We start from the raw sequence: 25,003 nt of genomic DNA on the forward strand, positions 1-25,003 counted from the left end.
AATCGTTTTTGCCAAAAGCAAAACCTAGCAAAATCAACACCCTGGATTCATGCCTTTTTGGGAATGACGATTTTTCCAGCGTATCCCTAGGGACGCGCTGATTTATTCAGAAAAACCGTTTTTGCCAAAAGCAAAACCCAGTAAAATCAAAGCCCTGGATTCTCGCCTTCGCGGGAATGACGATTTTTTCAGCGTATCCCTAGTAGCCAGTCACGATGATATGAAGCAAATGACTGGCAGCTAGACCGCTTTCGGCATGCGTTTCACCTGACGTGTCGTTCCCGCGAAGGCGGGAACCCAGACCGCGCTACAGCGTGCGCGGTGGGTGTTGAGCGTTGTCGGATAGTCAGCGCGCTGTGGATGCCCCTGGATTCCCGCCTGCGCGGGAATGACGCGGTGGGGTGCGGCGGATGGTTCGCTGTGTCAAATCAAGATGTTGTGTTGAAATAAATAAAGCAAGACATCCGACGTCGGCTTGCTCGCAGGCACCCTCGTGTTTCAACGTGACTGGCTACTAGCTCTTGAAAGACAAATCCCCCGCCGGTTTCCCGACGGGGGATTTTTTGATTGCGGCGCTCGACCGGTAAAACCGGCCGATTATCACAATTACATCTCGACCGTAGCAGCCTGTTCCACAAACTCCGGAATCTGGTCGAAGTTCATGTAGCGATACACGTCAGCTGCTTTGGCGTTCACCAGCTTGATCTGCTCCATGTATTCCTCAACCGTCACGATGCGGCCGGCCAGCGCGCACATGGCGGCCAGTTCGGCAGAACCGAGGTACACCTGGGTGTCGATACCCAGACGGTTCGGGAAGTTACGGGTGGAGGTGGAGATGGCGGTGGAGCCCTTGCGGATCTGTGCCTGGTTACCCATGCACAGCGAGCAGCCCGGCATTTCCATGCGCGCGCCGGACTTGCCGAGGATGCCGTAGTAGCCTTCTTCGGTCAGGATCAGTGCGTCCATCTTGGTCGGCGGGGCGATCCACAGACGGGTCGGGATGTCGGACTTGCCTTCCAGCACCTTGCCGGCAGCGCGGAAGTGGCCGATGTTGGTCATGCACGAACCGATGAACACTTCGTCGATCTTGGCGCCGGCCACTTCGGACAGCACCTTGACGTCGTCCGGGTCGTTCGGGCAGGCCAGGATCGGTTCGGTGACTTCGGCCAGGTCGATTTCAATCACGGCAGCGTACTGGGCGTTGGCGTCGGCCTTGAGCAGTTCGCCGTTGGCAATCCAGTCTTCCATGGCGTTGATGCGGCGCTTCAGGGTGCGGGCATCCGAGTAGCCTTCGGCGATCATCCACTTCATCAGGGTGATGTTGGAACGCATGTACTCGACCATCGGTTCCTTGTTCAGGGCGACGGCACAGGCGGCAGCAGAACGCTCGGCGGCAGCATCGGACAGTTCGAAGGCTTGTTCGACCTTGAGATCCGGCAGGCCTTCGATTTCCAGGATGCGGCCGGAGAAGACGTTCTTCTTGCCCTTCTTCTCGACGGTCAGCAGGCCGGCCTTGATGGCGTACAGCGGAATGGCGTTGACCAGGTCACGCAGGGTGATGCCCGGTTGCATTTCGCCCTTGAAGCGCACCAGCACCGATTCCGGCATGTCCAGCGGCATCACGCCGGTGGCAGCGGCAAAGGCCACCAGGCCGGAACCTGCCGGGAAGGAAATACCAATCGGGAAACGGGTGTGCGAGTCACCACCGGTACCAACGGTATCCGGCAGCAGCAGGCGGTTCAGCCAGGAGTGGATCACGCCATCGCCCGGACGCAGGGAAACGCCGCCACGGGTGGAGATGAAGGACGGCAGTTCGCGGTGCATGCGCACGTCAACCAGCTTGGGGTAAGCGGCGGTGTGGCAGAACGACTGCATGACCAGGTCGGCGGAGAAGCCCAGGCAGGCCAGGTCTTTCAGTTCGTCGCGGGTCATCGGGCCGGTGGTGTCTTGCGAACCCACGGTGGTCATCTTCGGCTCGCAGTAGGTGCCCGGCAGGATGCCGGTCACGCCGCAGGCCTTGCCGACCATCTTCTGCGCCAGCGAGTAGCCGGCACCGTCGTCAGCCGGGTTTTGCGGCAGGCGGAACAGGGTGGACGGAGCCAGGCCCAGGGCTTCACGTGCCTTGGCGGTGAGGCCACGGCCAATGATCAGCGGAATGCGGCCACCGGCGCGCACTTCGTCCAGAATCACCGGGGTTTTCAGGGTGGTTTCGGCAATCACGGCACCGTTTTTGGTGGCGGTGACCTTGGCGGTGGCGGTATCGATCAGCAGTTCGATTTCATCGCCCATGTCCATCTGGGCGCAATCGATTTCGATCGGCAGCGCGCCAGCGTCTTCCATGGTGTTGAAGAAAATCGGGGCGATCTTGGAGCCCAGACACACGCCGCCAAAGCGCTTGTTCGGCACAAACGGAATGTCTTCGCCAGTGAACCACAGCACCGAGTTGGTGGCGGACTTGCGCGAGGAACCGGTACCCACCACGTCGCCGACGTAGGCGACCAGGTTGCCCTTGCTGCGCAGTTCTTCCAGGAATTTCACCGGGCCGCGCACGCCGGCTTCTTCCGGGGTGATGCCATCGCGCGGGTTTTTCAGCATGGCCATGGCGTGCAGCGGGATGTCCGGGCGGGACCAGGCGTCCGGGGCCGGCGACAGGTCGTCGGTGTTGGTTTCGCCAGTGACCTTGAACACGGTGAGTTTTTGCGAGGCCGGCACTTCCGGACGGCTGGTGAACCATTCGGCGTCAGCCCAGGATTGCAGCACGCCCTTGGCGTTGGCGTTGCCCTTGTCGGCCAGTTCCTTCACGTCGTGGAAGAAATCGAACACCAGCAGGGTTTTTTTCAGGGCATCAGCGGCAATGCCACCCAGCGCGGCGTCGCCCAGCAGGTCGATCAGCGGCTTGATGTTGAAACCGCCGAGCATGGTGCCCAGCAGTTCGGTGGCTTTTTCGCGGGAGACCAGCGGGGAGCTTGCTTCGCCCTGGGCGACAGCGGCCAGGAAAGAGGCCTTGACCTTGGCGGCATCGTCAACGCCAGCCGGAACACGGTGGGTGAGCAGGTCAACCAGCGTGGCTTCCTCGCCCTGCGGCGGGTTCTTGAGCAGCTCGACCAGTTCGGCGGTCTGCTTGGCGTTCAGGGGGAGCGGGGGAATTCCGATTTCGGCACGTTCTGCGACATGCTGACGATAAGCTTCTAGCACAGCTTCATCCTCTCTATCTCAGGCAAGAGTATCTGGTGGGGGTAAAACGTCCCGGCGGGTCTGGAACCCGGAACACCGACTCGAAGCGGAGGCTGCACATGCTGGGCGACGTGCTGCCAGGGGCAGCGGGGCCGTCAGAATGCCGTGGAGCGGGTCCGTGCGGGGGAGGCCTGTCGAAACGGCGTAATTTTATCGGAAAGCGGACTTAATGTGAAGAAAATGCGACACTTTTTCCGGTTTTTTTCACTAATATGTGGTTTTTACCGGGCAACTGCCACATTTTGCCAATTTGCCAGCTTTGTCTTCACCGTACACCCTGCACCCGGATTGTGCCAGGGTTTTTGCCATGAATTCAGCAGCTTGCCTGGCAAGCCCCATCACCATGCTCCGGGGCAAAGCCAGCAGGGGGTACGGGTTTCCCCCAATGGCCAAACCGGCGCATTGCCTGGTGCTGTGTCCGCATTCAATCCGAATGAGAAGTTAGGCTGCCAATTTCACAACCGGTGAGCTTTGATGCTGTGCATGGGCAAGGCAATGCGTGTGACGGAGCCCGGTCATGGCGGCAGGGCAATCGATGGCATTCATGCGATTGCTCTGTGGGACGCAGCACACTGCGTTCCGGAAATTCCGGTTTGTGTACAATAACTGCCTGTTCAATCCGCCATGGCATAGGGTGATGAAATTCAATTTTATTCTGGCCAACACATGGCAAGTCATCTGGGGCCTGCTGGCGCAAAAGGAAGCATGCTGATGTACACCGGCTATCAGAGTGGCTACCTTGCTCACGCGCTGTCGCTTGAGGGGGGGGCTGAGGACGCATTGACACAAACCATCGCCAGCGCCAAGGTAGACATGAATCCTCACCAGGTGGATGCGGCCTTGTTCGCGCTGGCTTCACCGCTTTCCCACGGTGTCATCCTTGCCGATGAAGTGGGTCTGGGCAAGACTATCGAAGCCAGCTTGGTGCTGGCGCAAAAATGGGCCGAGCACAAACGCCGCCTGCTATTGGTTGTTCCCGCTACCCTGCGCAAGCAATGGAGCCAGGAACTGGTCGAGAAATTTTCCCTGCCCTCGCGGATTCTCGAAGCCCGCAATTTCAAAGAAGCGCAAGCGGCTGGCGCAGATAACCCCTTTCAGACGGAAAGCGCCTTCGGCGAACCTGCCGTCGTCATCTGCTCCTATGAGTTTGCCTCACGCAAGCAAGTCGAACTGGCGGCCGTGTCCTGGGATCTGGTGGTGTTTGACGAAGCACACAAGCTGCGCAATTTCTATAAAGGCGAAAGCGCAAAGATCGCCAGCCGGCTTGATGCTGCGCTCAAAGGGCGTCCCAAGCTTTTGCTCTCTGCCACGCCGCTGCAAAACAACCTGCAGGAACTCTATGGCCTGATCGCCATCATCGATCCGCATTTCTTCGGCAACCTCGACGCCTTCAAGGCCCGGTATTGCCGGCCAAAGCTGGAAAATGCCGAATTCGAGCAACTGCGCGACCGTCTGAAAACCATCTGCAAACGCACCCTGCGCCGTCAGGTGCAAGAAACCGGCGGCATCAAATTTACCCGCCGCTACTCGATGACCGAGGACTTTCGGCCATCGCCGGATGAGCTCGAACTCTATCAGCAGGTTTCCGAATATCTTCAGGACGACACCATCCTGTCGATCAAACCCGGCGCTCGCCATCTGGTCACGCTGGTCATCCGCAAGATTCTGGCCTCGTCCTCCTTCGCCATCCAGGGCACGCTGACTACCATGATCGAGCGGTTGGAAAAACAGCTGCCGCTGACTGACGCGCTGAACGATTACGACGCCATCGCCGATCTGGCCGATGAAGAAGGCATTGACGAAGAAGACACCGTCGATCCTGCTGCCCTGGCTGCGGAAGTTGATCAACTCAAGGGGTTTCGCCGCCTGGCTGACAGCATTGCCCGTGATGCCAAGGCTGACGCCTTGCTGCGCGTTCTCGGCAAAGCCTTCGATTTTGCCGAACGGCTGGGCGGTAAGCGCAAGGCGGTTATTTTCACTGAATCGGTGCGCACCCAATCGCAACTCAAGCAACTTCTTCAAGATAATGGCTACACCGGCAAAATCGCCATGCTTAATGGCAGCAATGCCGACCCGGACTCCAAAGCCATCCTGAAAAACTGGCTGAAACAGCATGAAGGCAGCGGTCGTATTTCTGGTGCCAAGACAGCTGACATGAAAGCCGCCCTGGTTGATCACTTTCGCGAAGCGGCGGAAATTCTTATCTGCACCGAAGCCGGCGCCGAAGGGATCAACCTGCAATTCTGCTCGCTGCTCATTAATTACGACCTGCCGTGGAACCCGCAGCGGGTCGAGCAGCGGATTGGCCGCGTCCATCGTTACGGGCAAAAAAACGATGTTGTCGTGGTCAATTTCATTAATAAGGGCAACCGGGCTGACCAACGGGTTTTCGAACTGCTCAGCGAGAAATTCCAGCTCTTTGAAGGCGTCTTTGGTGCTTCTGATGAAATTCTCGGCAGCATCGAATCCGGTGTTGACATCGAGCGTCATATCCACGAGATTTATCAGCGCTGCAAGAACACCGATCAAATCGATGCCGAATTCGACCAGCTACAAGCCAAATTCAAAGCCGAACTCGACGCCCGTACCACGGAAACCCGCCGCTCGGTACTGGAAAATCTTGACGTCGATGTCGTCAAACACCTCAACCTGACCAAGGACAAGACCGAACAGCACGTCAACGACTATCAGGAAAAGCTGCTGTTGCTCGCCCGCATGATGCTGCCCAAGGCGCAGTTCGACGCCCATCGCTTTTTGCACGACGGTCACTGGTACGACGTGCGCTGGCAGAAGGCCGAAAGCGCCCACGCTCGTTTCCTGCGCCCCAACGAAGGACTGGGTGCCACACTGCTTGCCGAGGGCAAGGCGGCCCTGGAAGCGCTGCCGGTCGCCACGCTTGAGTTCGATCTTGACCATACCCCCAACGGCCAGCATTCCCGCCTCCGCGACTTCGCCGGTCAATCAGGTGAACTGCGGGTGGAAAAACTCGCCCTCACCACCGCCCGGCAGCGCATCGAACACCTGCTGGTCGCCGCTTGCAGCGACAGCGGCAACGTGCTGGACAGTACACAGGCCGAACGCCTGCTTACTCTGCCGGCTCGCCTGCTCGATGCGGCGGACACCTCGCTGAATGAAGCCAGGCTGGCCGAACTCCTGGCACAACAGGCCAGCCATAAGCTCGACGACGCATTGCGATTGAACGAACGCTACTTCACCGAAGAAAGCGAAAAACTCGACAGCTGGGCCGAAGACCGACGCATGGCTCTGGACATCCGCATCAAGCAACTCGACCAGGAAATCAAGGAAGCCCGCAAGGCCGTCCGCCAGTTGGCCTCACTGCAAGACAAGCTCAACATCAAGCGCGCCATCAAGCAGCTTGAGCAAGAACGCGACCGCGTGATGCTTGACTACCACGAAGAAAAAAAACGCATCGACGCCGAAGAAGATCAACTGCTCAACGAAATCGAAGCCGCGCTGAAACTCACGCCGCAGCGCCAGCGCCTGTTTGCCATCCGCTGGCGCTTGAAAGCCTCATGAGGAAAGCCCCATGATCGATACCACCGACCTCATCCGCGAACTCCTCTACCAGGTCCGGCTCGGCGAAGATTCCGCCTACGAATTCAAGAGCATTGCCATCAAGGGCAAGAAGGTCGAACAGCCGCACCGAGACAGCGTCGCCGACGAACTCGCCGCCTTCGCCAACGCGCGTGGCGGCATTCTGGTGTTGGGGGTGGCCGACAAAACGCGGGAAGTCGAAGGCATCGCCCGCGAAGACCTCGACACCGTAGACTTGTGGCTGGCCAACATCGCCAGCCAACTCGTCGATCCGCCGTTACCCATCGAAACCCGGCTGGTCGAAATCCCCAACCGCCAGGGCGAAGCCAAACCCGTTGTCTGGGTGCGCGTCGCCAAGAGCGTTTTCGTCCACCGCAGTCCGAGCGGCTACTACCACCGCGTGGGCTCCAGCAAGCGGGAAATGTCACCGGAACTGCTGGCCCGGATATTCCAGCAGCGCAGCATGGTGCGCCTGATCCGTTTCGACGAGCAGCTTGTTCCCCAGGCCGAAAAGGAAGCCATCGCCCCGGAACTCAAGGTCCGCTTCCTGCGCGGTGACCTGCCGGAACAGACGCAGCTCAAGAAGCTCTACCTGATCGGCGACGACGAAAGTGGTACAACGCGGCTCACCGTCAGCGGCGTGCTGCTGCTTACCGCGCGCCCGGCAGATTTTCTTTCATCGGCCTACGTCCAGTGCGTTGCCTATTCCGGCACTGAGCGCAATGCCGAATACCAGCTTGACGCCCAGGACTGCGATGGCCCGGTGGATGAGCAAATTCGCCTTGCTTTCCACTTCGTCAAACGCAATATGCGCACCGAAGCCGTCAAGCGCCCCGGCCGCATCGACATTCCGCAATACGACCTGGCCGCCGTGTTTGAAGCCATCGTCAATGCCGTTGCCCACCGCGACTATTCGATGCACGGCGCGCGCATCCGCCTGCACCTGTTTGCCGACCGCCTCGAACTTTCCACCCCCGGCGGCCTGCCCAACAGCCTGACCATCGACAGCATGGACGCCAACAGCATCACCCGTAACGAAACCCTGGTGAATTTGCTGTCGCGCTATTATCCTGCCGACCCGGTCAGCAAACGGCAGAACCTGATCGAACGGCGTGGCGAAGGTGTGCCCACGATTTTGAACGCCAGCGAAAAGCTGTCGCTACGCCGACCGCTGTACCAGCAGCTTGATCACACCGAACTCAAGCTCACCATTTACGCCGCCAGCCGCGAGAAAAACGGCCTGGTGGCGCAGTTCACCGCAGAAGAATAAGCCACTGATGACCACCCAGACCAAACTCGAACTCACCTGGCCCGGCAAACACAAGCGCCCACGGCTCGAACCGCGCATCCTGCTCGAAGACAAGGCGCTGTCGCACCACGCCGCGCCGCGCACCGCCCCCGATCTGGTCGAACAAGCCGCCGACGCAGCGCCGACCGCCTTCGACGACAACCTGCTGATCCAGGGCGACAACCTGCTGGCGCTGAAAGCGCTGGAAGGCAAATACGCCGGCAAGGTCAAATGTGTATTCATCGACCCACCCTACAACACCGGCAGCGCCTTCACCCACTACGACGACGGGGTGGAGCATTCGATGTGGCTGACGCTGATCCGCGACCGGCTGGAAATCATCCGGACGCTGCTGGCGGAGGATGGCTCGTTGTGGATCACGATTGACGACAACGAGGCGCACTACCTGAAGGTGGTGTGCGATGAGATCTTTGGACGGAAAAATTTCGTAGCGACTTGCGTATGGGAGAAAGACAAAGGTGGGCGCGGAGATGCCGACATCTCCCTGTCACATGACAACATACTTGTATATGCGAAAGAGCGTGCGCTTTGGTCGGACTACCGGAATTTGATGCCGCGTACAGAAACACAGCTTGGAAGATTTAAAAATCCCGACAATGACCCGCGAGGCGCTTGGCGCCAGGGGGATGATGGAACAGCAAAGAGTGGGACTGAAAAGCAGCGATTCCCAGTCACATTACCATCGGGAAGAATTGTCACCCCGCCGCCCGGTCGATACTGGGCCTTTTCAAAGGAAACTCTGGCTACAGCAAGGGTGGAAGGACGAGCCTACTTTGGTACCGATGGTGACCGGCTCCCGATTATCAAACGCTATCTCACTGAAGTACGTGATGGAGTTGCTCCGCGGACCTGGTGGTCAGCGGATGAGGTGGGGACAAATCAGCAGGCAAAACGCGACCATTTGAACAAGCTTCTAACAGACATCGATCCATTCTCCACGCCCAAACCCGAAAGCTTGATTCAGAGAATTGTCCACATCGCCACCAACCCCGGCGACCTCGTCCTCGACTCCTTCGCCGGTTCCGGCACTACTGGCGCCGTCGCGCACAAGATGGGCCGGCGCTGGATCATGGTCGAACTGGGCGAGCATTGCCATACCCACATCGTGCCGCGCCTGAAAAAGGTCATTGATGGCGACGACCCCGGCGGTATCACCAAGGCGGTGGGCTGGCAGGGTGGCGGCGGTTTCCGCTATTACCGTCTGGCGCCCTCGCTGCTCAAGAAGGACAAATGGGGCCACTGGGTCATCAACCCGGAATACAACGGCGAAATGCTTTCCGAAGCCATGTGCAAGCTGATGGGCTTCACTTATGCCCCCAGCCAGTCCAGTTTTTGGCAGCACGGGCGCAGTACGGAAACCGACTTCATCTACGTCACCACTGGCAGCCTCTCGCATGACCAGTTGCGCGTCATCAGCGAGGAAGTCGGCAACGAGCGTTCGCTGTTGATTTGCTGCAAGGCCTTCATGGCCGACGTCACGGCTTTCCCCAACCTGACGCTGAAGAAAATCCCCAAAACGGTATTGCACAAGTGCGAGTGGGACCACGACGATTACAGCTTCAAGATCGACGTACTGGCGGAAGCGGAACCGCTGTCCGAGGAAGAGGATGAGTTCGAACTGAATGCCGGAAATGAGGATGCTGCTGATGCGTGAGACCATCGACGGCAGCCGGGCCGCGCAGCAAATCGCCGCCCGGCTTTCCCTGCGCGGGCCGCAGCGCGAATCCCTGGACATCCTGGCCGGGCTGCTGGAAAAGCTGGAACTCACCAAGGATGCCGACCTGCAACACTGGTTGAAGACCATCCGCGCCCAGTATCCGACGGTGGAAAAGTTCGAGCGCGATTTCCCCACGCTGTGCTTTGCGCTGGCCACCGGCGTGGGCAAGACCCGGCTGATGGGTGCCATCATCGCCTGGCTGTTCATCACCGGGCGCAGTCGGCATTTCTTTGTACTGGCTCCCAACCTGACCATCTACGAAAAACTCAAGAACGATTTTACCCTGGGCCACCCGAAATACGTTTTTGCCGGCATTCCCGAACTGGCGCAGATGGCACCGGTGGTGATTACCGGCGAGGATTACGAAGATGGACGGGGTGTGCGGCTGGATTTTGCCGTGCCGGCAACGTTGACTGGCGACATGTTCGGCACGGATTCAGCACCGCATATCAACATCTTTAATATTTCCAAAATCAACGCTCGCGACAACAAGAAAGGCGCGGCCAAGTCCAGCGTGGCGCGGGTGCGCCGTTATCAGGAATACCTTGGTGAATCCTACTTCGACTACTTGGCCACTCTACCCGACCTCGTGGTGCTGATGGACGAAGCGCACCGTTACTATGCCAGCGCCGGGGCCAAGGCGATCAACGACTTGAAGCCGGTGCTCGGCATCGAGCTGACAGCCACACCCAAGACGGTGGGTGCCAATCCGCGCCAGTTTGCCAACATCGTCTATCACTATCCGCTGTCCCGCGCCTTGCAGGACGGCTATGTGAAGATTCCGGCGGTGGCGACGCGCAAGGACTTCCGCGCCGACCAGGTCAGTGCCGAGCGGCTGGAGGAAATCAAGCTGGAGGATGGCATCCACCATCACGAATTCGTCAAGGTGGCACTGGAAAACTACGCCCGGACTCATGAGCAGCCGGTGGTCAAACCTTTCATGCTGGTGGTGGCACAGGATACGGCGCATGCCTCGGCATTGAAGGCCAAGCTCGAATCCGAAAGCTTCTTCAACGGCCATTACCAGGGCCGGGTGATCGAGGTGCATTCCAACCAGTCCGGCGAAGAGTCCGACGAGGCCATGGCCCGCCTGCTGGCAGTGGAGTATGACGAGAAGACCGAGGTGGTCATCCACGTCAACAAGCTCAAGGAAGGCTGGGACGTCACCAATCTGTACACGATCGTGCCGCTGCGCGCTTCAGCCTCAGAAATCCTCACCGAGCAAACCATCGGTCGCGGGCTTCGCCTGCCCTTCGGTAAACGCACGGGGGTGGAGGCGGTGGACCGGCTGTGCATCATCGCCCACGACCGTTTCCAGGACATTGTCGACCGCGCCAACGACCCCGAGTCGATCATCCGGAAAACCGTCTATATTGGCGCCACAGAAGATGCCGACGTGCCGGACAAGCAGCCACACCTGCTCAACACCGGGTCGGTGCTCGACATCCTGTGTACCGGCCACCAGCCGGAGCAGGATGGAAAAACAATCGATGAGGCCGTCACCGGAACAACACCCGACAAGCCCGTTAGCCCGGAGGAATCCCGCCTGGCAGAACTGGCCTTGCGCGCCGTGCAGCAGGAGGCGGCCAGCCTGCCGTCGAGCAAGGCCTTGAACGATGCCGAGGTACAACAGCGGCTGGTGACCAAGGTCCGCCGCTGGGCCGAGGAAGCCGCCCCGCCGCAGGCCAGCCTGCCGGGGATGGAAGCGGCCAAGCCTGCCAGCCCCGAAGCGCTGGTCTCGCAGGTAGTGCGCCACGTCACCGAGCGCCTGATCGAACTGACCATCGACGTACCGCAGATCACGGTGTTGCCGACGCGCGAAGTCAATTACCGTTTTCAGGAATTCACGCTGGAAGGCTTGGAGAAGATCGCCTACCAGCCAGTCAGCCAGGAATTACTGTTGCTGCATCTGGAAGACAATCAGCAGGCGCGCATCCAGTGGGAAGGTTCCGACGTTCAGGAAATCCGCCCCGAGGATTACATCGTCCGCCAACTGGTCGATCAGGATGCTATCGATTACGACGAACACGCCGACCTGCTCTACGGGCTGGCGGCTCAAGTCGTCGCCCGTCTGCGCGAACATCTGGGCGGCGACGAGGACAAGCTGGAAAACGTGCTGATTTATTGGCAGCGGCAACTGGGTGAATTTGTCTGGGCGCAGATGCAGCGGCATGTCTGGGTCACGCCGACAGATTACATTGGCAAGGTGACTCAGGGTTTTGACGTGCTGAAACCCGCTAGTTTCACGCTGGCCGCCAGCGAATATCCCCGTGATTTCCGCGCTCCCATTACCGACAAGCGCCTGGTGCGCCAGATGGTGTTCAAGGGCTTCCGGAAGTGCTGCTATCCCTATCAGAAATTCCAGTCGGTCGAGGGCGAATGGCGGCTGGCGCAGATACTGGAGGACGAACCGGCTGTCCTCAAATGGATGAAACCAGCACCGGGGCAGTTCCGTATCGAATACCAGAGTGGCAGGAATTACGAGCCGGATTTTGTGGTGGAAACGGCGGATGCCTGCCTGCTCATCGAACCAAAGCGGGCCGACCAGATGGCGCAGGACGATGTGCAGGCCAAGGCGCGGGCAGCACTGCGCTGGTGCGGCTACGCCAATCAACACGTGGCGCAGCATGGCGGCAAGCGCTGGCACTATCTGCTGGTGCCGGATACGGCCATTCAGCTGGGACGCAGCGTCAAAACCCTGTGTTCCGAGTTTGCTTTACCCGGGGAGATATCATGAGCGAGACCCCAACGCACTCCCGGAAATGAGCGCAAGTCAAAAATAGATGTTGCTCTGCAGCAATCCGAGTCAGCCAGAGCGGATATGTCTGTCAAACAAGGCTGTCAGCAAAGATTGCCGAAATTGTCAGTTGCCTTGTGCGCCGGATTCACTCCCCGTGCGTTCGGTAATTCGCAGCAGAATGCTTGTACCGAACCCGATAACCGGGTTTGGTACGATCTGACATTGGTGGCGGAACACCGCACCGGATGATGGTGGTTTTGACAGCCAGCCGGCAGACTCGCACAATCAGACTCTTTGCCTGCTCAGGATTCTGGCCATGACCGCCACCTTGCCCCCGTCACATCTGATTGCCCAACATGTTGCCAGCGCCCTGGCGGAGGACATTGGCCCACGGGACTGGACTGCCGAGCTGATTCCGGCCAATACCATTGCCCGCGCCACCGTGGTGGCGCGCGAAGCGGCGGTGATTGCCGGTCAGGCCTGGTTCAGCGAATGCTTTCGTCAGGTGGACCCGCGTTGCCATGTCATCTGGCGGGTGCAGGAAGGTGAAATGGTGTTTGCCGACACCGAGCTGTGTACGCTGGACGGCCCGGCGCGGGCCTTGCTGACTGCTGAGCGCTCGGCGCTTAATTTCTTGCAAACCCTGTCTTCCACCGCCACGCTGACCCGCCGCTACGCCGATGCAATTGCCGGCTACAAGGCGCGGATCATGGACACCCGCAAAACCTTGCCCGGCCTGCGCGTGGCGCAGAAATATGCGGTGACGGTGGGCGGCGGGGTGAACCAGCGCGTGGGGCTGTTTGACGGCATTCTGATCAAGGAAAACCACATCATGGCCGCTGGCGGCATCCGCCAGGCGCTGGAAGTGGCATCCGCCCTGGCACCCAGCAATGTCAGTGTGCAGATTGAAGTGGAAACCCTGCAGGAAATGGCCGAGGCACTGGATGCCGGTGCCCGGCTGGTGCTGCTGGACAATATGTCGCTGCACGATATGCGCGCAGCAGTGCAACTGGCAGCCGGCTACGCCGAGCTGGAAGCGTCGGGCAATGTGTCGCTGGACACCGTAGCCGCCATTGCCGCCACCGGAGTAGACCGGATTTCCATTGGCAAGCTGACCAAGGACGTGTCGGCGGTGGATTTGTCGATGCGCTTTGCCTTGTAAGCGCGCCTTTCCCAACTGTAATGTGCTTCGCGCCCGGCCACCTGCCGGGCGTTTTCGCCTACAATGCGCGGTTTGTTGAAAGCTTTTATCCATGCCGCCCAAACCCTCTGCCCCTCGCGGGATGAACCAGGCCGAACGCAAGCAGATGGCCAGCCGCTTTGCCGTGGCCGAAGCCGCCTGCCAGACCGCCGATCAGGTGCTGGGCAGTCTGGCCCTGAACGATGACGCCCAGGCGCGCTGGCGCACCATGCAGGTGTACTGGCGCAAGATTCGGCAGGGCAAGGTGCTGGGTGCCGCCGATTTCAATCTGGCTGCCGATGTGTGCCGCAGCGCCCGCCGGGTGCTGCAGGCGATGGAACCCACGCTGCGCTTTGCCGACCCGCGCCTGCAAGCCCTGCTCACCCAGCTGGACGCCATGGCGCAGGCGTATCAGGAAGTTACCGGCAAGCCGCTCTATCTTTGACCATGACGCGCCTGCCTGCGCCGCCCTGCCGGACGGGCGCAATCTGACCTGGACCTCCTACTGATGAAACCGGTTTCTCCGCTGACGGATAAAGACTATCAGCGTTTGTCTGCCACCTTGCAGCGTCTGGCTGCGCAGGGGGCGATGTCGCTGGAAAAAATGGACGGCTTTTTTGCCGCGCTGCTGTGCGGCCCGGAGGCACTGCCGCCCGCCGCCTGCCTGCCGCTGGTGCTGGGTGCGGCGTTTGACGACGACGACAGCTTTACCTCGGCCAAGTCGCTGGAGCAGTTTGTTGCCCTGCTGGGCCGCTACTGGCAGGAAATTTCCCACACCCTGCGCCAGGGCGAGGCATTTCATCCCTGGCTGGAGGCCAATGCCGACGGCGTGGTGCTGGGCAATCAGTGGGCGGATGGCTTTAGCGAAGGCATGCGCCTGTTCAACGACGACTGGGCGCAGGTGTTCGACCATCCGGCGCTGAGCCTGGCGCTGGCCCCCATCATGGCGCTGGCGTTCGAGCACGATCCCGACCCGGACATGCGTCCGTTTCTGGGGGAAGTCACCCAGGCGCAACGCGAAGCCTGGCTGGCGGAAATCACCCCGGCAGTGGGCAGTTTCCATGCGTTTTTCAGCGCCCATCGGGCGGCGCTGGAAGCCGAATACGGCGACGATTAACCCTGTTCATCTAGCCGCCTACGCCGCCCGCTTCAGCACGGCATCCAGCCAGCGGGTGGGTAATACACGCTTCAGCCACCAGAACAGCTGGGTCGGCACGGTCACCCGGTAGCGCGCGGCGGGCCGACGCGCCTGCAGCGCCTGCTGCACTGCCTGCAATACTGCCTCGGCAGGCAAGGTAAATGGCGCGGCTGGGCCGGGTTTTTCCATCCGGTCGATCTGCACCTGATACGCTGCGGCGTGGATGCTGTGCTGCCAATTGACATGATTCATGAACTTTTTCAGCGCATTGGGTCTGAACCGGCTGGTGATCGGCCCCGGTTCGATCAAACAGACATGAATACCCGTACCGGCCAGCTCCAGCCGCAAGGTGTCGGCCAGGCCTTCCATGGCGTATTTGCTGGCGTTGTACGCACCGCGCCAGCGCATGGCGGCAAAGCCCAGCACGGATGAATTAAACAGGATGCGCCCGTGGCCCTGGCTGCGCATCACCGGCAGCACGCGGCTGGTCAGCTCCCAGGCACCAAACAGATTGGTTTCGAACTGGGCGCGCAAGGCGTGGCGGCTGATGTCTTCTGCTGCGCCGGGCTGGCCAAAGCCAGCGTTGTTGAACAGCGCGTCCAGGGTGCCGCCGGTGGCGGCCAGCACGTCGCCCAGCGCCCGGTTGATCGACAGGCTGTCGTCCACATCCAGCTGCAGCGCGTCGTTCAGTCCTTCGCTGCGCAGGCGGGCCACGTCGGCGGGCTGGCGGGCACTGGCAAACACCCGCCAGCCCTGGCGCTGCAGACCATGGGCAACGGTGTGGCCAATACCGCTGGAACAGCCGGTAATCAGGATGGTTTTCATGATGAGCTGCTATATAAGTAATAAGTAATCAGGCGTGGCATGCACCATAGCGTGTTTGCCCGCCAAGTCCAAGCCCCACCCAACCCGATACAGGAGAAATACATTTGGAAACAGGATTGAGTTCCGTGGGTAGCCCACTGATGTACGGCGGCTTTTTTGCCGCCGTTCTGGTGATGGTGCTGATTGACATGTTTGCCCTCAACCGCGCCGGCCAGCACAAGGTGAGCGTGCGTGAGGCGCTGGGCTGGTCGGCCATCTGGTTTACCATTGCCATGCTGTTCAATGGCTGGCTGTGGTGGCATATCCGCAGCGATACTTCACTGGCGCTGGACGAGGCTGCCCGCCATGCGCTGGCCGATCAGAAGGCGCTGGAGTTTCTCACCGGCTACCTGATTGAAAAATCGCTGGCAGTGGATAATATCTTTGTGTTTTTGCTGTTGTTCAGCTTTTTCAAGGTGCCGGATATTTACCAGCGCCGGGTACTGGTGTACGGGGTGGTCGGGGCAATTGTCATGCGTGCGATCATGATTGCCGTTGGCGCGGTGCTGGTGGCCGAATTTGCCTGGATTCTGTATGTGTTCGGGGCGTTTCTGGTGTTTACCGGCCTGAAGATGATGCTGCCGGAAAAAGAGGAAAAAGACGACCTGACCAACAACCCGGTGCTGAAATGGCTGCGCCGCCACCTGCGGGTGACCGAAGAATTCCATGAGGAAAAGTTCTTTATCATCCGCAACGGGGTGCGCTGGGCCACGCCGCTGTTTTTGGTGCTGGTAATGATTGAGCTGACCGATCTGGTGTTTGCCGTGGACAGCATTCCGGCGATTTTTTCGGTGACGCAGGATCCGTTCATCGTGATGACCTCGAATATCTTCGCCATTCTGGGCTTGCGTGCGCTGTACTTCCTGCTGGCCGATATTGCCGACCGCTTCCACCTGCTCAAATACGGCCTGGCTGCCGTGCTGACCTTCATTGGCATGAAGATGCTGCTGCTGGAGGTGTTTCATATTCCGGTGGTGGTGTCGCTGGCGGTGGTGTTCCTGCTGCTGACGGCGTCGATTGTGGCGTCCTTGCTGGTCAGCCGCAAAACCGCCGGGTAAGCGGTCTGCGCTGCTGCTGCTGTTCTGGCTCAAAAAAAACCGGTCCTGTGGACCGGTTTTTTTTCGGGCTGCGTCAAGCGCGACACTCAGGCTGCGCTGCGCAAGCCCAGCGAAAACTCGCGCAGGGCGCGGATGCCGCTGGCTTCGGCGCGGGTGCACCAGTCTTGCAGGTCGTGCAGCAGCTCATCGCGTGAGCGGCTGGAGCGTTCCCACAAGCGGCCCAGCTCCTGGCGCATGGTGTAAATGGTGTGCAGCTTGGGGCTGTGCGCCAGCAGGGTATCCAGCGCTTGGCGATCGCAGTCCGGGGTGTCCTTGGCGTCCTGCTTGAGCCAGATCTTCATTTTTTTCGGCAGGTGAATTCCGTGAAAATCCGGCAGCTTGGCCGAGGCCAGCAGGCGGTCGATTTCGCCGGCGTACTCGGTTTTCAGCTGGCGGGCATACTGCGAGGCCACGGCATAGCGGTTGGTGATGATGGTCTGCAGGGTTTCTGCCGCGAGCGGAGCCACTTGCTGGGTGTCGCCCAGCGCCAGATGCGGGGCCACACGACGCACTTTGGCCAGACGGGCGATTTCCAGCATGCGGATGTACATCCAGCCGATGTCGAATTCGTACCATTTGTACGACAGCTTGGCCGAGGTACCAAAAGTGTGGTGATTGTTGTGCAGCTCCTCGCCGCCAATCAGGATGCCCCAGGGCACCAGGTTGGTGGCAGCGTCTTCGTTCTCGAAGTTGCGATACCCCCAGTAGTGGCCAATGCCATTTACCACACCAGCGGCCCAGAACGGAATCCACACCATCTGCACCGCCCAGATGGCCAGGCCTGCCGGGCCAAACAGCAGCAGGTCAAGACCCAGCATCAGGAAAATGCCCAGGCCGTTGTGCGGGGTGTACAGGCGGTTTTCAATCCAGTCATCCGGTGCGCCATGGCCAAACTTGTCCATGATGCTGCGGTCCTTGCATGCCACCCGATACAGCTCGGCACCTTGCCACAGCACTTTTTTCAGGCCAAGTACCTGTGGGCTGTGCGGGTCTTCCGGGGTTTCGCAGCGGGCGTGGTGCTTGCGGTGAATCGCTGCCCATTCGCGGGTAATCATGCCGGTGGTCAGCCACAGCCAGAAGCGGAAAAAATGGCTGGGCAGCGGGTGCAGATCGAGCGCGCGATGCGCCTGATGGCGGTGCAGGAAGATGGTGACCGAGGCAATGGTGATGTGGGTCAGGCCCAGCGCCACCAGTACATACCCCCACCACGGCAGATCAATCAACCCGTTCAGGTATTCCATTAAAATAAACCTCGCAAAGTGCGCAATAGATCAACTATTTTAGCGTATTTGTCACGTTTGGCGCGCATGCCGGCAAGATTTGCCGCCGTAGCCCGCCGCCAGCTGTTCATTTTTGCCTGCAGGAGCCTGCTGATGTCAATCGCCGACTGGCCAGAAGACCAACGTCCCCGTGAAAAACTGCTGGCCAAAGGAGCCGCCAGCCTGACCGACGCCGAGTTGCTGGCGATTTTCTTGCGCACTGGCATCCGTGGCAAAAACGCCGTCGAGCTGGCGCGGGAGCTGATTGTCCATTTTGATGGTTCGCTGGCCCGGCTGTTTGCCGCCAGCCCGCAGGCGTTTTCAGCGGTGCCGGGGCTGGGGCTGGCCAAGTTCAGCCAGCTGGCAGCCGTGCGCGAACTGGCCGACCGGGCGATGGCCGAGCGGCTGTATCAGGACGACGTTCTGTCCAGCCCGAATGCGGTGCGCGACTACCTGCGCCTGCGCCTGGGCCGCCGCGAGCGTGAAGTGTTTGTGGTGCTGTGCCTGTCGGCGCAAAACCGGGTGCTGGCCATGGACGAGCTGTTTGAAGGCACGCTGACCGAAACCCGGGTGTACGCGCGTGAAGTGGTGCGGCTGGCGCTGCTGCGCAACGCCGCTGCGTTGATCATTGCCCATAATCACCCGTCTGGTGCCAGCGAAGCCAGCCAGGCTGACCGACTGCTGACCCAGCAACTGCAACAGGCGCTGGCCCTGGTGGATATACGCCTGCTTGACCATGTGCTGGTGGCGGGCCATCAGGCGGTGTCGTTTGCCGAACAGGGCTGGATGTAGGCCGCACCCCGCATAGCGTTCACCCGCCAGCCGGGTAACCAGGCCCGGCAGGGGCGCTTACTCTGCCGTGGACTCCCGGCTGCCATGCTTGGCTTCCCAGGCCAGCCGGCGGGCTTCTTTTTCCAGCGCACGGGCGGCGCGGGCTTCGGCTTCGGCGGCTTCCTTCACCTTGCGGGCGGCAATCGACGCGGCCTTGGCGCGGGCACGGGCTTCGGCCTCGGCGGCTTCCTGGGCTTCCAGTTCGGCGCGGCTGGTGCAGGGCCGGGTTTTTTCAAACAGGGCAATGCTTTCCACATGGGCAGTGTGCGGAAACATATTGATGATGCCCGCCGAGCGCAGGGTATAGCCTTTGGTGTTGACCAGCACGCCAGCGTCACGCGCCAGGGTGGCCGGGTTGCACGACACATATACCAGCACGGCAGGCGCGGTGTCTTCGTCCAGTGCCTTGCACAGGGCAATCGCCCCATCACGCGGCGGGTCGATCAGCATCTTGTCAAAACGGCCCAGCGCCGCAAACGATTCTGGCGTGACGTCAAACAGATTGGCCATGCGGTAGCTGACCTGGCTGTCCAGGCCATTGTGGCGGGCGTTGTCGATGGCGCGTTCCACCAGCGACTGGCTGCCCTCCATGCCCAGCACGGTGGCCCCGCTGCGGGCAATCGGCAGGGTGAAATTGCCAATGCCACAAAACATGTCGGCAATGCGCTCGCCTGGCTGTGGATTCAGCAGACGCATGGCGCGCGCCACCATCACCCGGTTGATGCCAGGGTTCACCTGGGTGAACTCGGTGGGACGGTACGGCATCACCACGCGGAAATCCGGCAGCGAGTAGGTCAGCGCCGGGGCATCCAGCGGATAAAACGGGTAACAGGTTTCCGGGCCCTTGGGCTGCAGCCAGGCCTGCAGCGCGCGCTGCGGCGTGCTGTGCGCATCGACAAACTGGCGCAGCAGCGTCTCATCGGCGGCGGTCAGCGGGTCCATGATGCGGAACACCAGCACGTCCACCGCGTCGCCCACCGCCAGTTCCACCTGCGGCATGCGGTCGCTGATTGACCAGCGGGTAATCAGCTGGCGCAGCGGAAGCAGCAGCGCCGAAATCCGTTGCGGCAGGATATGGCATTCGCGCATGTCGGCAATGAAGGTTGAGCGCTTTTCATGAAACCCCACCAGCACGCCGCCTTTTTTCGCCACATGGCGCACCGACAGCCGGGCACGGTGGCGATAGCCCCAGGTGGGGCCGTAAATTGGCGGCAGAATCACTTCCGGCTTGACCCGGCCAATATGGCCCAGGTTGTCTTCCAGCACGCGCTGTTTGTTGGCCACCTGCGCGGAAAACTCCACATGCTGCATCGAGCAGCCGCCGCACACGCCAAAATGCGGGCAGCGCGGTGCCGTGCGCATGAAGCTGGCGTTAAGCACCTGTTCGGTGTCGGCGTTTTCGTAGCTGGGTTTTTGCCGATAGCTGCGGTAGGTGACGGTTTCGTACGGCAGCGCGCCGTCGATGAACAGGGTTTTGCCGTCAATGTGGGCCACCCCCCGGCCTTCAAAGTCCAGGGATTCGATACGGGCAATGGGCTGTGGATGTGTCATGCTGGGGAGAAAACCTGAGCAAAAGGTCTATTTTCGCAAAAAACGGCGGCAAGATCAGAAAAATTGGCGCGCCTGCCGGTTTCTGGCTACAGTCCCCTGTATTCCTGCTGATAAAATGTCGGCATTCTCTCCTGATCTTAATCCCCCCATGCGCGCAATGACCATTCGACTTTCGTTGTTCCTCCTGCTGGCCGGCAGCGTACCAGCCCAGGCGGCCAACTTTGATCCCCTGCCGATTCCCACCCAGTCGGTCAGTGGCCGCCAGGTGATCATCAACGTGCCGCAAACCCGCTTGTTTGTGCTGGATGACGGCAAACTCACCCATGTTTTCCCGATTGCCGTCGGCAAAAGCCTGACCAAAACCCCGGTGGGCGAATACAGCGTGACCGGCATCCACCGTAATCCAACCTGGCATGTGCCTGCGTCAATTCAGGAAGAAATGCGCCAGAGCGGCAAGCCGGTGGAAACCGCCGTGCCGCCGGGGCCGGCCAACCCGCTGGGCGCGGTGTTCATCCGCTTTGGCGAACCGCGTCTGGGCCTGGGCATGCACGGCACCAATGCGCCCAACAGCGTGCCGGGCTTTCGCAGCCATGGCTGTGTGCGCCTGCGCAACCCGGATGCGCTCAAGCTGGCCTCGCTGATGGAAAAAGGTGTGCCGGTGACGGTGACCTACCAGCCCGTGCTGCTCAACTACGATGAGGCAGGCCATTTGTGGGTGACCGCCTTTGCCGACCGCTACCAGCACAACACACCGGGCAAGCTGGCGGCACAGGCCAAGGATCTGGCCGAGCGCTGGGCCAATGAAACTGGCCGTCCGCTGGACAGCCGCCGCCTGCTGGCGGCGCTGCAAACCCGAGAAGGCAAGCCGGTGTGCGTGTCCTGTGAGCTGCCCCCGGCGTCCAGCCGCCCGGCGCTGGCCCCGGTCAAGCCGGTGGTGAAACCGCGCCCGGCCTTGCCCGAGCACACCCCACCGGCGGTTGTGGAGCCGTCTACCACCGCTGACATGAGCGGGGCCAGCCAGCCGGCCAGCCTGGTGCCAGTGAATGGCGGTTAACCGCCGTGATGCGTTGCCCCTGGCGGGGTGACGCCCGTGCCTGCATTTGATTCTTTTGATGTCTCTTTTTCTGTACGAGGTCAGCCATGGGCAACCGCCTTTCCCGCATCACCACCCGCACCGGCGACGACGGCAGCACCGGCCTGGGCGATGGCAGCCGCGTTGCCAAGGATTGCCCGAGAATTGCGCTGCTGGGCGAGGTGGACGAGTTGAACAGCCATCTGGGGGTGCTGTTGTGCGAAGCCTTGAGCGACAGCGTGCGTGCGCAGCTGGTGGAGATTCAGCACGATCTGTTTGATCTGGGCGGGGAAGTGGCCGTGCCGGGCCATCAGGCCATTGATGAAAAGCAGGTGTTGCGCCTGGAAGCCTGGCTGACTGGGATGAATGCCGAACTGACGCCCTTGCGCGAATTTATCCTGCCCGGCGGCTGTCGGGCGGCGGCGCTGGCGCATGTGGCGCGCGCGGTGGCGCGACGGGCCGAACGTCAGGCCGTGACGCTGGCCCGCGCTGAAACCTTGTCGGCGCACACCGTCCACTACCTGAACCGCTTGTCCGACGCGCTGTTTGTGCTGGCGCGCAGCCTGAATGTGGCGGCGAGCCAGCCGGATGTGCTGTGGCGGCACGAGCGGGTGCGCCGCCCGGCCAGCCAGTAGGCCCGGTTTATTCGCTGACGGCCACTGCCGCGACAAATTCCCGCTGCAGCCAGCCGGCCACTTGTTCGGCAGCCATTTCCCAGCGGGTGTCCAGCATCATCAGATGGGCGGTATCCGGCAAGACTTCGGCCACCACACCCAGCCGGCAGGCGGTTTCCACCACTTCCTGCGGGCTGATCAGCTGGTCATTGGCGGCCCCCAGCACCAGCGCCGGCACATACGGCAGCTTGCTGGCCGGAAAAAACCCGATCATCGACATATCAAACAACGCCCGCATGGATTCTGCCTGGAATCGGTTCACCCAGCCCATCAGCCGGCCATGGTCGATGTCTGGCGAGAACAGCAGGCGTTGCGCCTGGCCCAGGTCGGGATGGTAACGCTCGCTGGCCTGAAACAGGTTCAGCGCGGCCAGCAGGTCGGGTGCGGTGGTCATCATCCGCCAGGCCGAGCCATTCACCCCAGACGGCGGCACCGAGGCCATCAGCACCACGCCGGCGGGCAGGTCGTGCGGGTACATTTCCAGGTAGCGTTGCAGCACAAAGCCGCCCATTGAGTGGCCAATCAGCACCGGTGGGCGTGGCATTTTTTCTACCACGGCGCGAACATTGCGCACAAAGTCGTCAATGCCCAGCGCCGCCAGCCAGGCATGGCCGCGACTGTCGCCGTGGCCTTCCAGGCTGACGGCGCTGGCATGCCAGCCGCGCTGGGCAAACCAGGGTAAAAAGTGTTCTTCCCATACCCAGGCACCGCAATAGGCACCGTGGACAAACAGCAGCGGCGGCGCGTCGTGGGCGGCGTCGGCGTGATGGCTTGCGCATTCCAGTCCGGGCACCATTACAGCACCTCGGCAGCAAAATCAGCCAGCCGCGAGCGCTCGCCGCGCTGCAGGGTGACATGGCCGGCATGCGCCCAGTTTTTCATCCGGTCAACCACATAGGTCAACCCAGAGCTGCCTTCGGTCAGATACGGGGTGTCGATCTGGGCAATATTGCCTAGGCACACCACTTTGGTGCCGGGGCCGGCGCGGGTAATCAGGGTTTTCATTTGTTTGGGGGTCAGGTTCTGTGCCTCATCAATGATGAGGAATTTGTTCAAAAAAGTGCGGCCACGCATGAAGTTGAGCGATTTCACCTTGATGCGGCTGCGAATCAGGTCGCGAGTCGCTGCGCGACCCCAGTCTCCCCCGTCGTCGTCGGATTTGTTCAATACGTCGAGGTTGTCTTCCAGCGCCCCCATCCACGGGGCCATTTTTTCTTCTTCACTGCCGGGTAAAAAGCCAATATCTTCACCCACCGGCACGGTGACCCGGGTCATGATGATTTCGCTGTAGCGTTTTTCTTCCAGCGTCAGTGCCAGCCCGGCGGCCAGCGTCAGCAGGGTTTTGCCAGTGCCGGCCTGGCCCAGCAGGGTGACAAAATCAATGTCCGGGTTCATCAGCAGGTTCAGGGCAAAATTCTGCTCGCGGTTGCGCGCGGTAATGCCCCAGACCGTGTGCTTGCTGTGGCTGTAATCGGCCAGGGTTTCCAGGGTGACGGTCTTGCCTTCGCGGGCGATGACCCGGGCGGCAAACGGCGGTTCGCTGTCTTGCCAGAGAATTTCATTCAGCAGCAGGCCGGCGCAGCCATTGCCGCTCATCCGGTAATGGCTTTTGCCAGCTTCCTGCCAGGCTTTCAGGTTTTTGCCGTTTTTTTCCCAGAACGCCTGGTCGATTTCGCGGGTGCCGGTGTACAGCAGGTCGGTGTCTTCCAGCACCTTGTCGTTGAAATAGTCTTCGGCGGCCAGCCCCAGCGCCGCCGCCTTGATGCGCATATTGATGTCTTTCGACACCAGAATCACCTGACGCTCGGGCTGGTCGGCCTGCAAAGCCATCACAATGCCCAGAATCTGGTTATCCGCCTTGCCCACCGGCAGGCCATCCGGCAGTTCGCCGTGCAGCGCGCGGGTCTGCAGCACCAGCCGGCCACTGGCCGCCTTGTGACTGGCGGCTTTCAGGCTGATGCCGTCGGCCATTGCCCCGTCAGCGTGGCTGACCAGCTCATCCAGAAAACGGCTGGCCTGGCGGGCATTGCGCGCCACTTCGGTCATGCCCTTTTTGTGGCCGTCGAGTTCTTCCAGGGTAATCATCGGCAAAAACACGTCGTGCTCGTCAAAACGGAACAGGCAGGACGGGTCGTGCATCAGCACATTGGTGTCCAGCACAAACAGCTTGCTCCGGGACTGGGCGTTTTTTTTCTTGGCTGGCATGAAAGTGGGCTTTCCTGTGGGGCGCAACGCCAGCGGGCGCTGCGCGGGGTCAACGGAAACGGGCGGGTGCAAGGCGCCCGACGGCCAGCACAGCGTGCACGGTTGGCGCTACAGGGTTTTTACAAAGGCCAGCACCTCGGCCACATGGCCGGGCACCTTCACCCCGCGCCACTCGCGCAGCAACTGGCCTTCCGCGCCAATCACGAAGGTGCTGCGCTCAATGCCGCGCACCTGCTTGCCGTACATGTTTTTCAGCTTCATCACCCCGAACGCTGCACACGCGGTTTCGTCCGCATCGCAGATCAATTCAAACGGCAGTTCCAGCTTGGCCTTGAAATTTTCGTGCGATTTCAGCGAATCGCGCGACAGGCCAAATACCTGACAGCCGGCGGCCAGAAACTCGGCATGGGCATCGCGGAAGTCCATGCTTTCGTTGGTGCAGCCGGGGGTGTTGTCCTTGGGGTAAAAATACAGCACAACGGGCTTGGTGCAGTCTGACAAGCTGAAAGTGTGCCCGCTGGTGGCCGGCAGGGTCAGCTGGGCAGGCAGGGTCTGGCTCATGGCAACTCCTTGATGC

18 protein-coding genes are annotated in these 25,003 nt (G+C 60.7%); 11 read left to right on the forward strand and 7 right to left on the reverse strand.

All coding sequences use genetic code 11. From position 1 onward, the window contains the following. Positions 1 to 606 precede the first annotated feature (606 nt). Positions 607 to 3,195 (reverse strand): bifunctional aconitate hydratase 2/2-methylisocitrate dehydratase, encoded by a 2,589-nt coding sequence (gene acnB / locus BXU06_RS05785; RefSeq protein WP_077297686.1) that lies wholly within the window; start codon positions 3,193 to 3,195, stop codon positions 607 to 609. 744 nt (positions 3,196 to 3,939) lie between these two features. On the opposite strand from acnB, the gene BXU06_RS05790 reads away from it, so the two are divergent. The 7 genes from BXU06_RS05790 to BXU06_RS05820 all read left to right on the forward strand — a co-directional run bounded on the left by BXU06_RS05790 (position 3,940) and on the right by BXU06_RS05820 (position 14,852). Then, positions 3,940 to 6,771 (forward strand): SNF2-related protein, encoded by a 2,832-nt coding sequence (locus BXU06_RS05790; protein ID WP_216352547.1) that lies wholly within the window; start codon positions 3,940 to 3,942, stop codon positions 6,769 to 6,771. A 10-nt stretch (positions 6,772 to 6,781) separates the two neighbouring features. Next, entirely contained in the window at positions 6,782 to 8,059 is a 1,278-nt protein-coding gene (locus BXU06_RS05795) for an RNA-binding domain-containing protein (protein WP_077297690.1), read from the forward strand. A 7-nt stretch (positions 8,060 to 8,066) separates the two neighbouring features. Next, entirely contained in the window at positions 8,067 to 9,752 is a 1,686-nt protein-coding gene (locus tag BXU06_RS05800) for a site-specific DNA-methyltransferase (protein ID WP_077297692.1), read from the forward strand. After that, complete coding sequence (locus BXU06_RS05805) at positions 9,745 to 12,552, forward strand: DEAD/DEAH box helicase (protein ID WP_077302692.1); 2,808 nt, start codon at positions 9,745 to 9,747, stop codon at positions 12,550 to 12,552. Before BXU06_RS05800 ends, BXU06_RS05805 begins: the two co-directional genes overlap by 8 nt. 319 nt (positions 12,553 to 12,871) lie before the next feature. Next, complete coding sequence (gene nadC, locus BXU06_RS05810; RefSeq protein ID WP_077297694.1) at positions 12,872 to 13,717, forward strand: carboxylating nicotinate-nucleotide diphosphorylase; 846 nt, start codon at positions 12,872 to 12,874, stop codon at positions 13,715 to 13,717. A 91-nt stretch (positions 13,718 to 13,808) separates the two neighbouring features. Beyond that, entirely contained in the window at positions 13,809 to 14,180 is a 372-nt protein-coding gene (locus BXU06_RS05815) for a hypothetical protein (RefSeq protein ID WP_150125119.1), read from the forward strand. A 63-nt stretch (positions 14,181 to 14,243) separates the two neighbouring features. Then, a complete protein-coding gene (locus tag BXU06_RS05820; RefSeq protein WP_077297698.1) occupies positions 14,244 to 14,852 on the forward strand; it encodes a UPF0149 family protein in 609 nt (202 codons plus the stop codon). A gap of 18 nt (positions 14,853 to 14,870) precedes the next feature. Here the strand turns inward: BXU06_RS05820 and BXU06_RS05825 are convergent, their stop codons facing one another. After that, entirely contained in the window at positions 14,871 to 15,698 is an 828-nt protein-coding gene (locus tag BXU06_RS05825; protein ID WP_077297700.1) for an SDR family NAD(P)-dependent oxidoreductase, read from the reverse strand. Between the two features lie 140 nt (positions 15,699 to 15,838). On the opposite strand from BXU06_RS05825, the gene BXU06_RS05830 reads away from it, so the two are divergent. Further along, positions 15,839 to 16,795 carry a TerC family protein gene (locus BXU06_RS05830; RefSeq protein ID WP_077297702.1) on the forward strand — a complete coding sequence of 319 codons (957 nt, stop codon included), beginning with the start codon at positions 15,839 to 15,841 and terminating at the stop codon, positions 16,793 to 16,795. Between the two features lie 86 nt (positions 16,796 to 16,881). Here BXU06_RS05830 and BXU06_RS05835 read toward each other — a convergent pair whose 3' ends face one another. Beyond that, entirely contained in the window at positions 16,882 to 18,075 is a 1,194-nt protein-coding gene (locus tag BXU06_RS05835; protein ID WP_077297704.1) for a fatty acid desaturase, read from the reverse strand. A gap of 132 nt (positions 18,076 to 18,207) precedes the next feature. Between BXU06_RS05835 and radC the strand changes: the two genes are divergently transcribed. Further along, positions 18,208 to 18,885, forward strand: coding sequence for a DNA repair protein RadC (radC, locus tag BXU06_RS05840; protein ID WP_077302694.1), 678 nt, complete (start codon positions 18,208 to 18,210; stop codon positions 18,883 to 18,885). A 57-nt stretch (positions 18,886 to 18,942) separates the two neighbouring features. Here radC and rlmD read toward each other — a convergent pair whose 3' ends face one another. Next, on the reverse strand, positions 18,943 to 20,475 hold the full coding sequence (gene rlmD / locus BXU06_RS05845) for a 23S rRNA (uracil(1939)-C(5))-methyltransferase RlmD (RefSeq protein ID WP_077297706.1): 1,533 nt from the start codon (positions 20,473 to 20,475) through the stop codon (positions 18,943 to 18,945). Positions 20,476 to 20,632: 157 nt separating this feature from the next. Between rlmD and BXU06_RS05850 the strand changes: the two genes are divergently transcribed. Both BXU06_RS05850 and BXU06_RS05855 read left to right on the forward strand, forming a co-directional pair. After that, on the forward strand, positions 20,633 to 21,529 hold the full coding sequence (locus tag BXU06_RS05850) for a L,D-transpeptidase (RefSeq protein WP_171982124.1): 897 nt from the start codon (positions 20,633 to 20,635) through the stop codon (positions 21,527 to 21,529). A gap of 86 nt (positions 21,530 to 21,615) precedes the next feature. Next, a complete protein-coding gene (locus BXU06_RS05855) occupies positions 21,616 to 22,182 on the forward strand; it encodes a cob(I)yrinic acid a,c-diamide adenosyltransferase (RefSeq protein WP_077297708.1) in 567 nt (188 codons plus the stop codon). A 7-nt stretch (positions 22,183 to 22,189) separates the two neighbouring features. Here the strand turns inward: BXU06_RS05855 and BXU06_RS05860 are convergent, their stop codons facing one another. The 3 genes from BXU06_RS05860 to BXU06_RS05870 all read right to left on the reverse strand — a co-directional run bounded on the left by BXU06_RS05860 (position 22,190) and on the right by BXU06_RS05870 (position 24,987). Next, positions 22,190 to 23,017, reverse strand: coding sequence for an alpha/beta hydrolase (locus tag BXU06_RS05860; RefSeq protein WP_077297710.1), 828 nt, complete (start codon positions 23,015 to 23,017; stop codon positions 22,190 to 22,192). Then, on the reverse strand, positions 23,017 to 24,426 hold the full coding sequence (locus BXU06_RS05865) for a PhoH family protein (protein WP_077297712.1): 1,410 nt from the start codon (positions 24,424 to 24,426) through the stop codon (positions 23,017 to 23,019). Before BXU06_RS05865 ends, BXU06_RS05860 begins: the two co-directional genes overlap by 1 nt. A 108-nt stretch (positions 24,427 to 24,534) precedes the next feature. After that, entirely contained in the window at positions 24,535 to 24,987 is a 453-nt protein-coding gene (locus BXU06_RS05870; RefSeq protein ID WP_077297714.1) for a peroxiredoxin, read from the reverse strand. Positions 24,988 to 25,003: the final 16 nt, after the last annotated feature.

It is taken from the genome of Aquaspirillum sp. LM1 (assembly GCF_002002905.1).
Classification (GTDB): Bacteria; Pseudomonadota; Gammaproteobacteria; order Burkholderiales; family Aquaspirillaceae; genus Rivihabitans.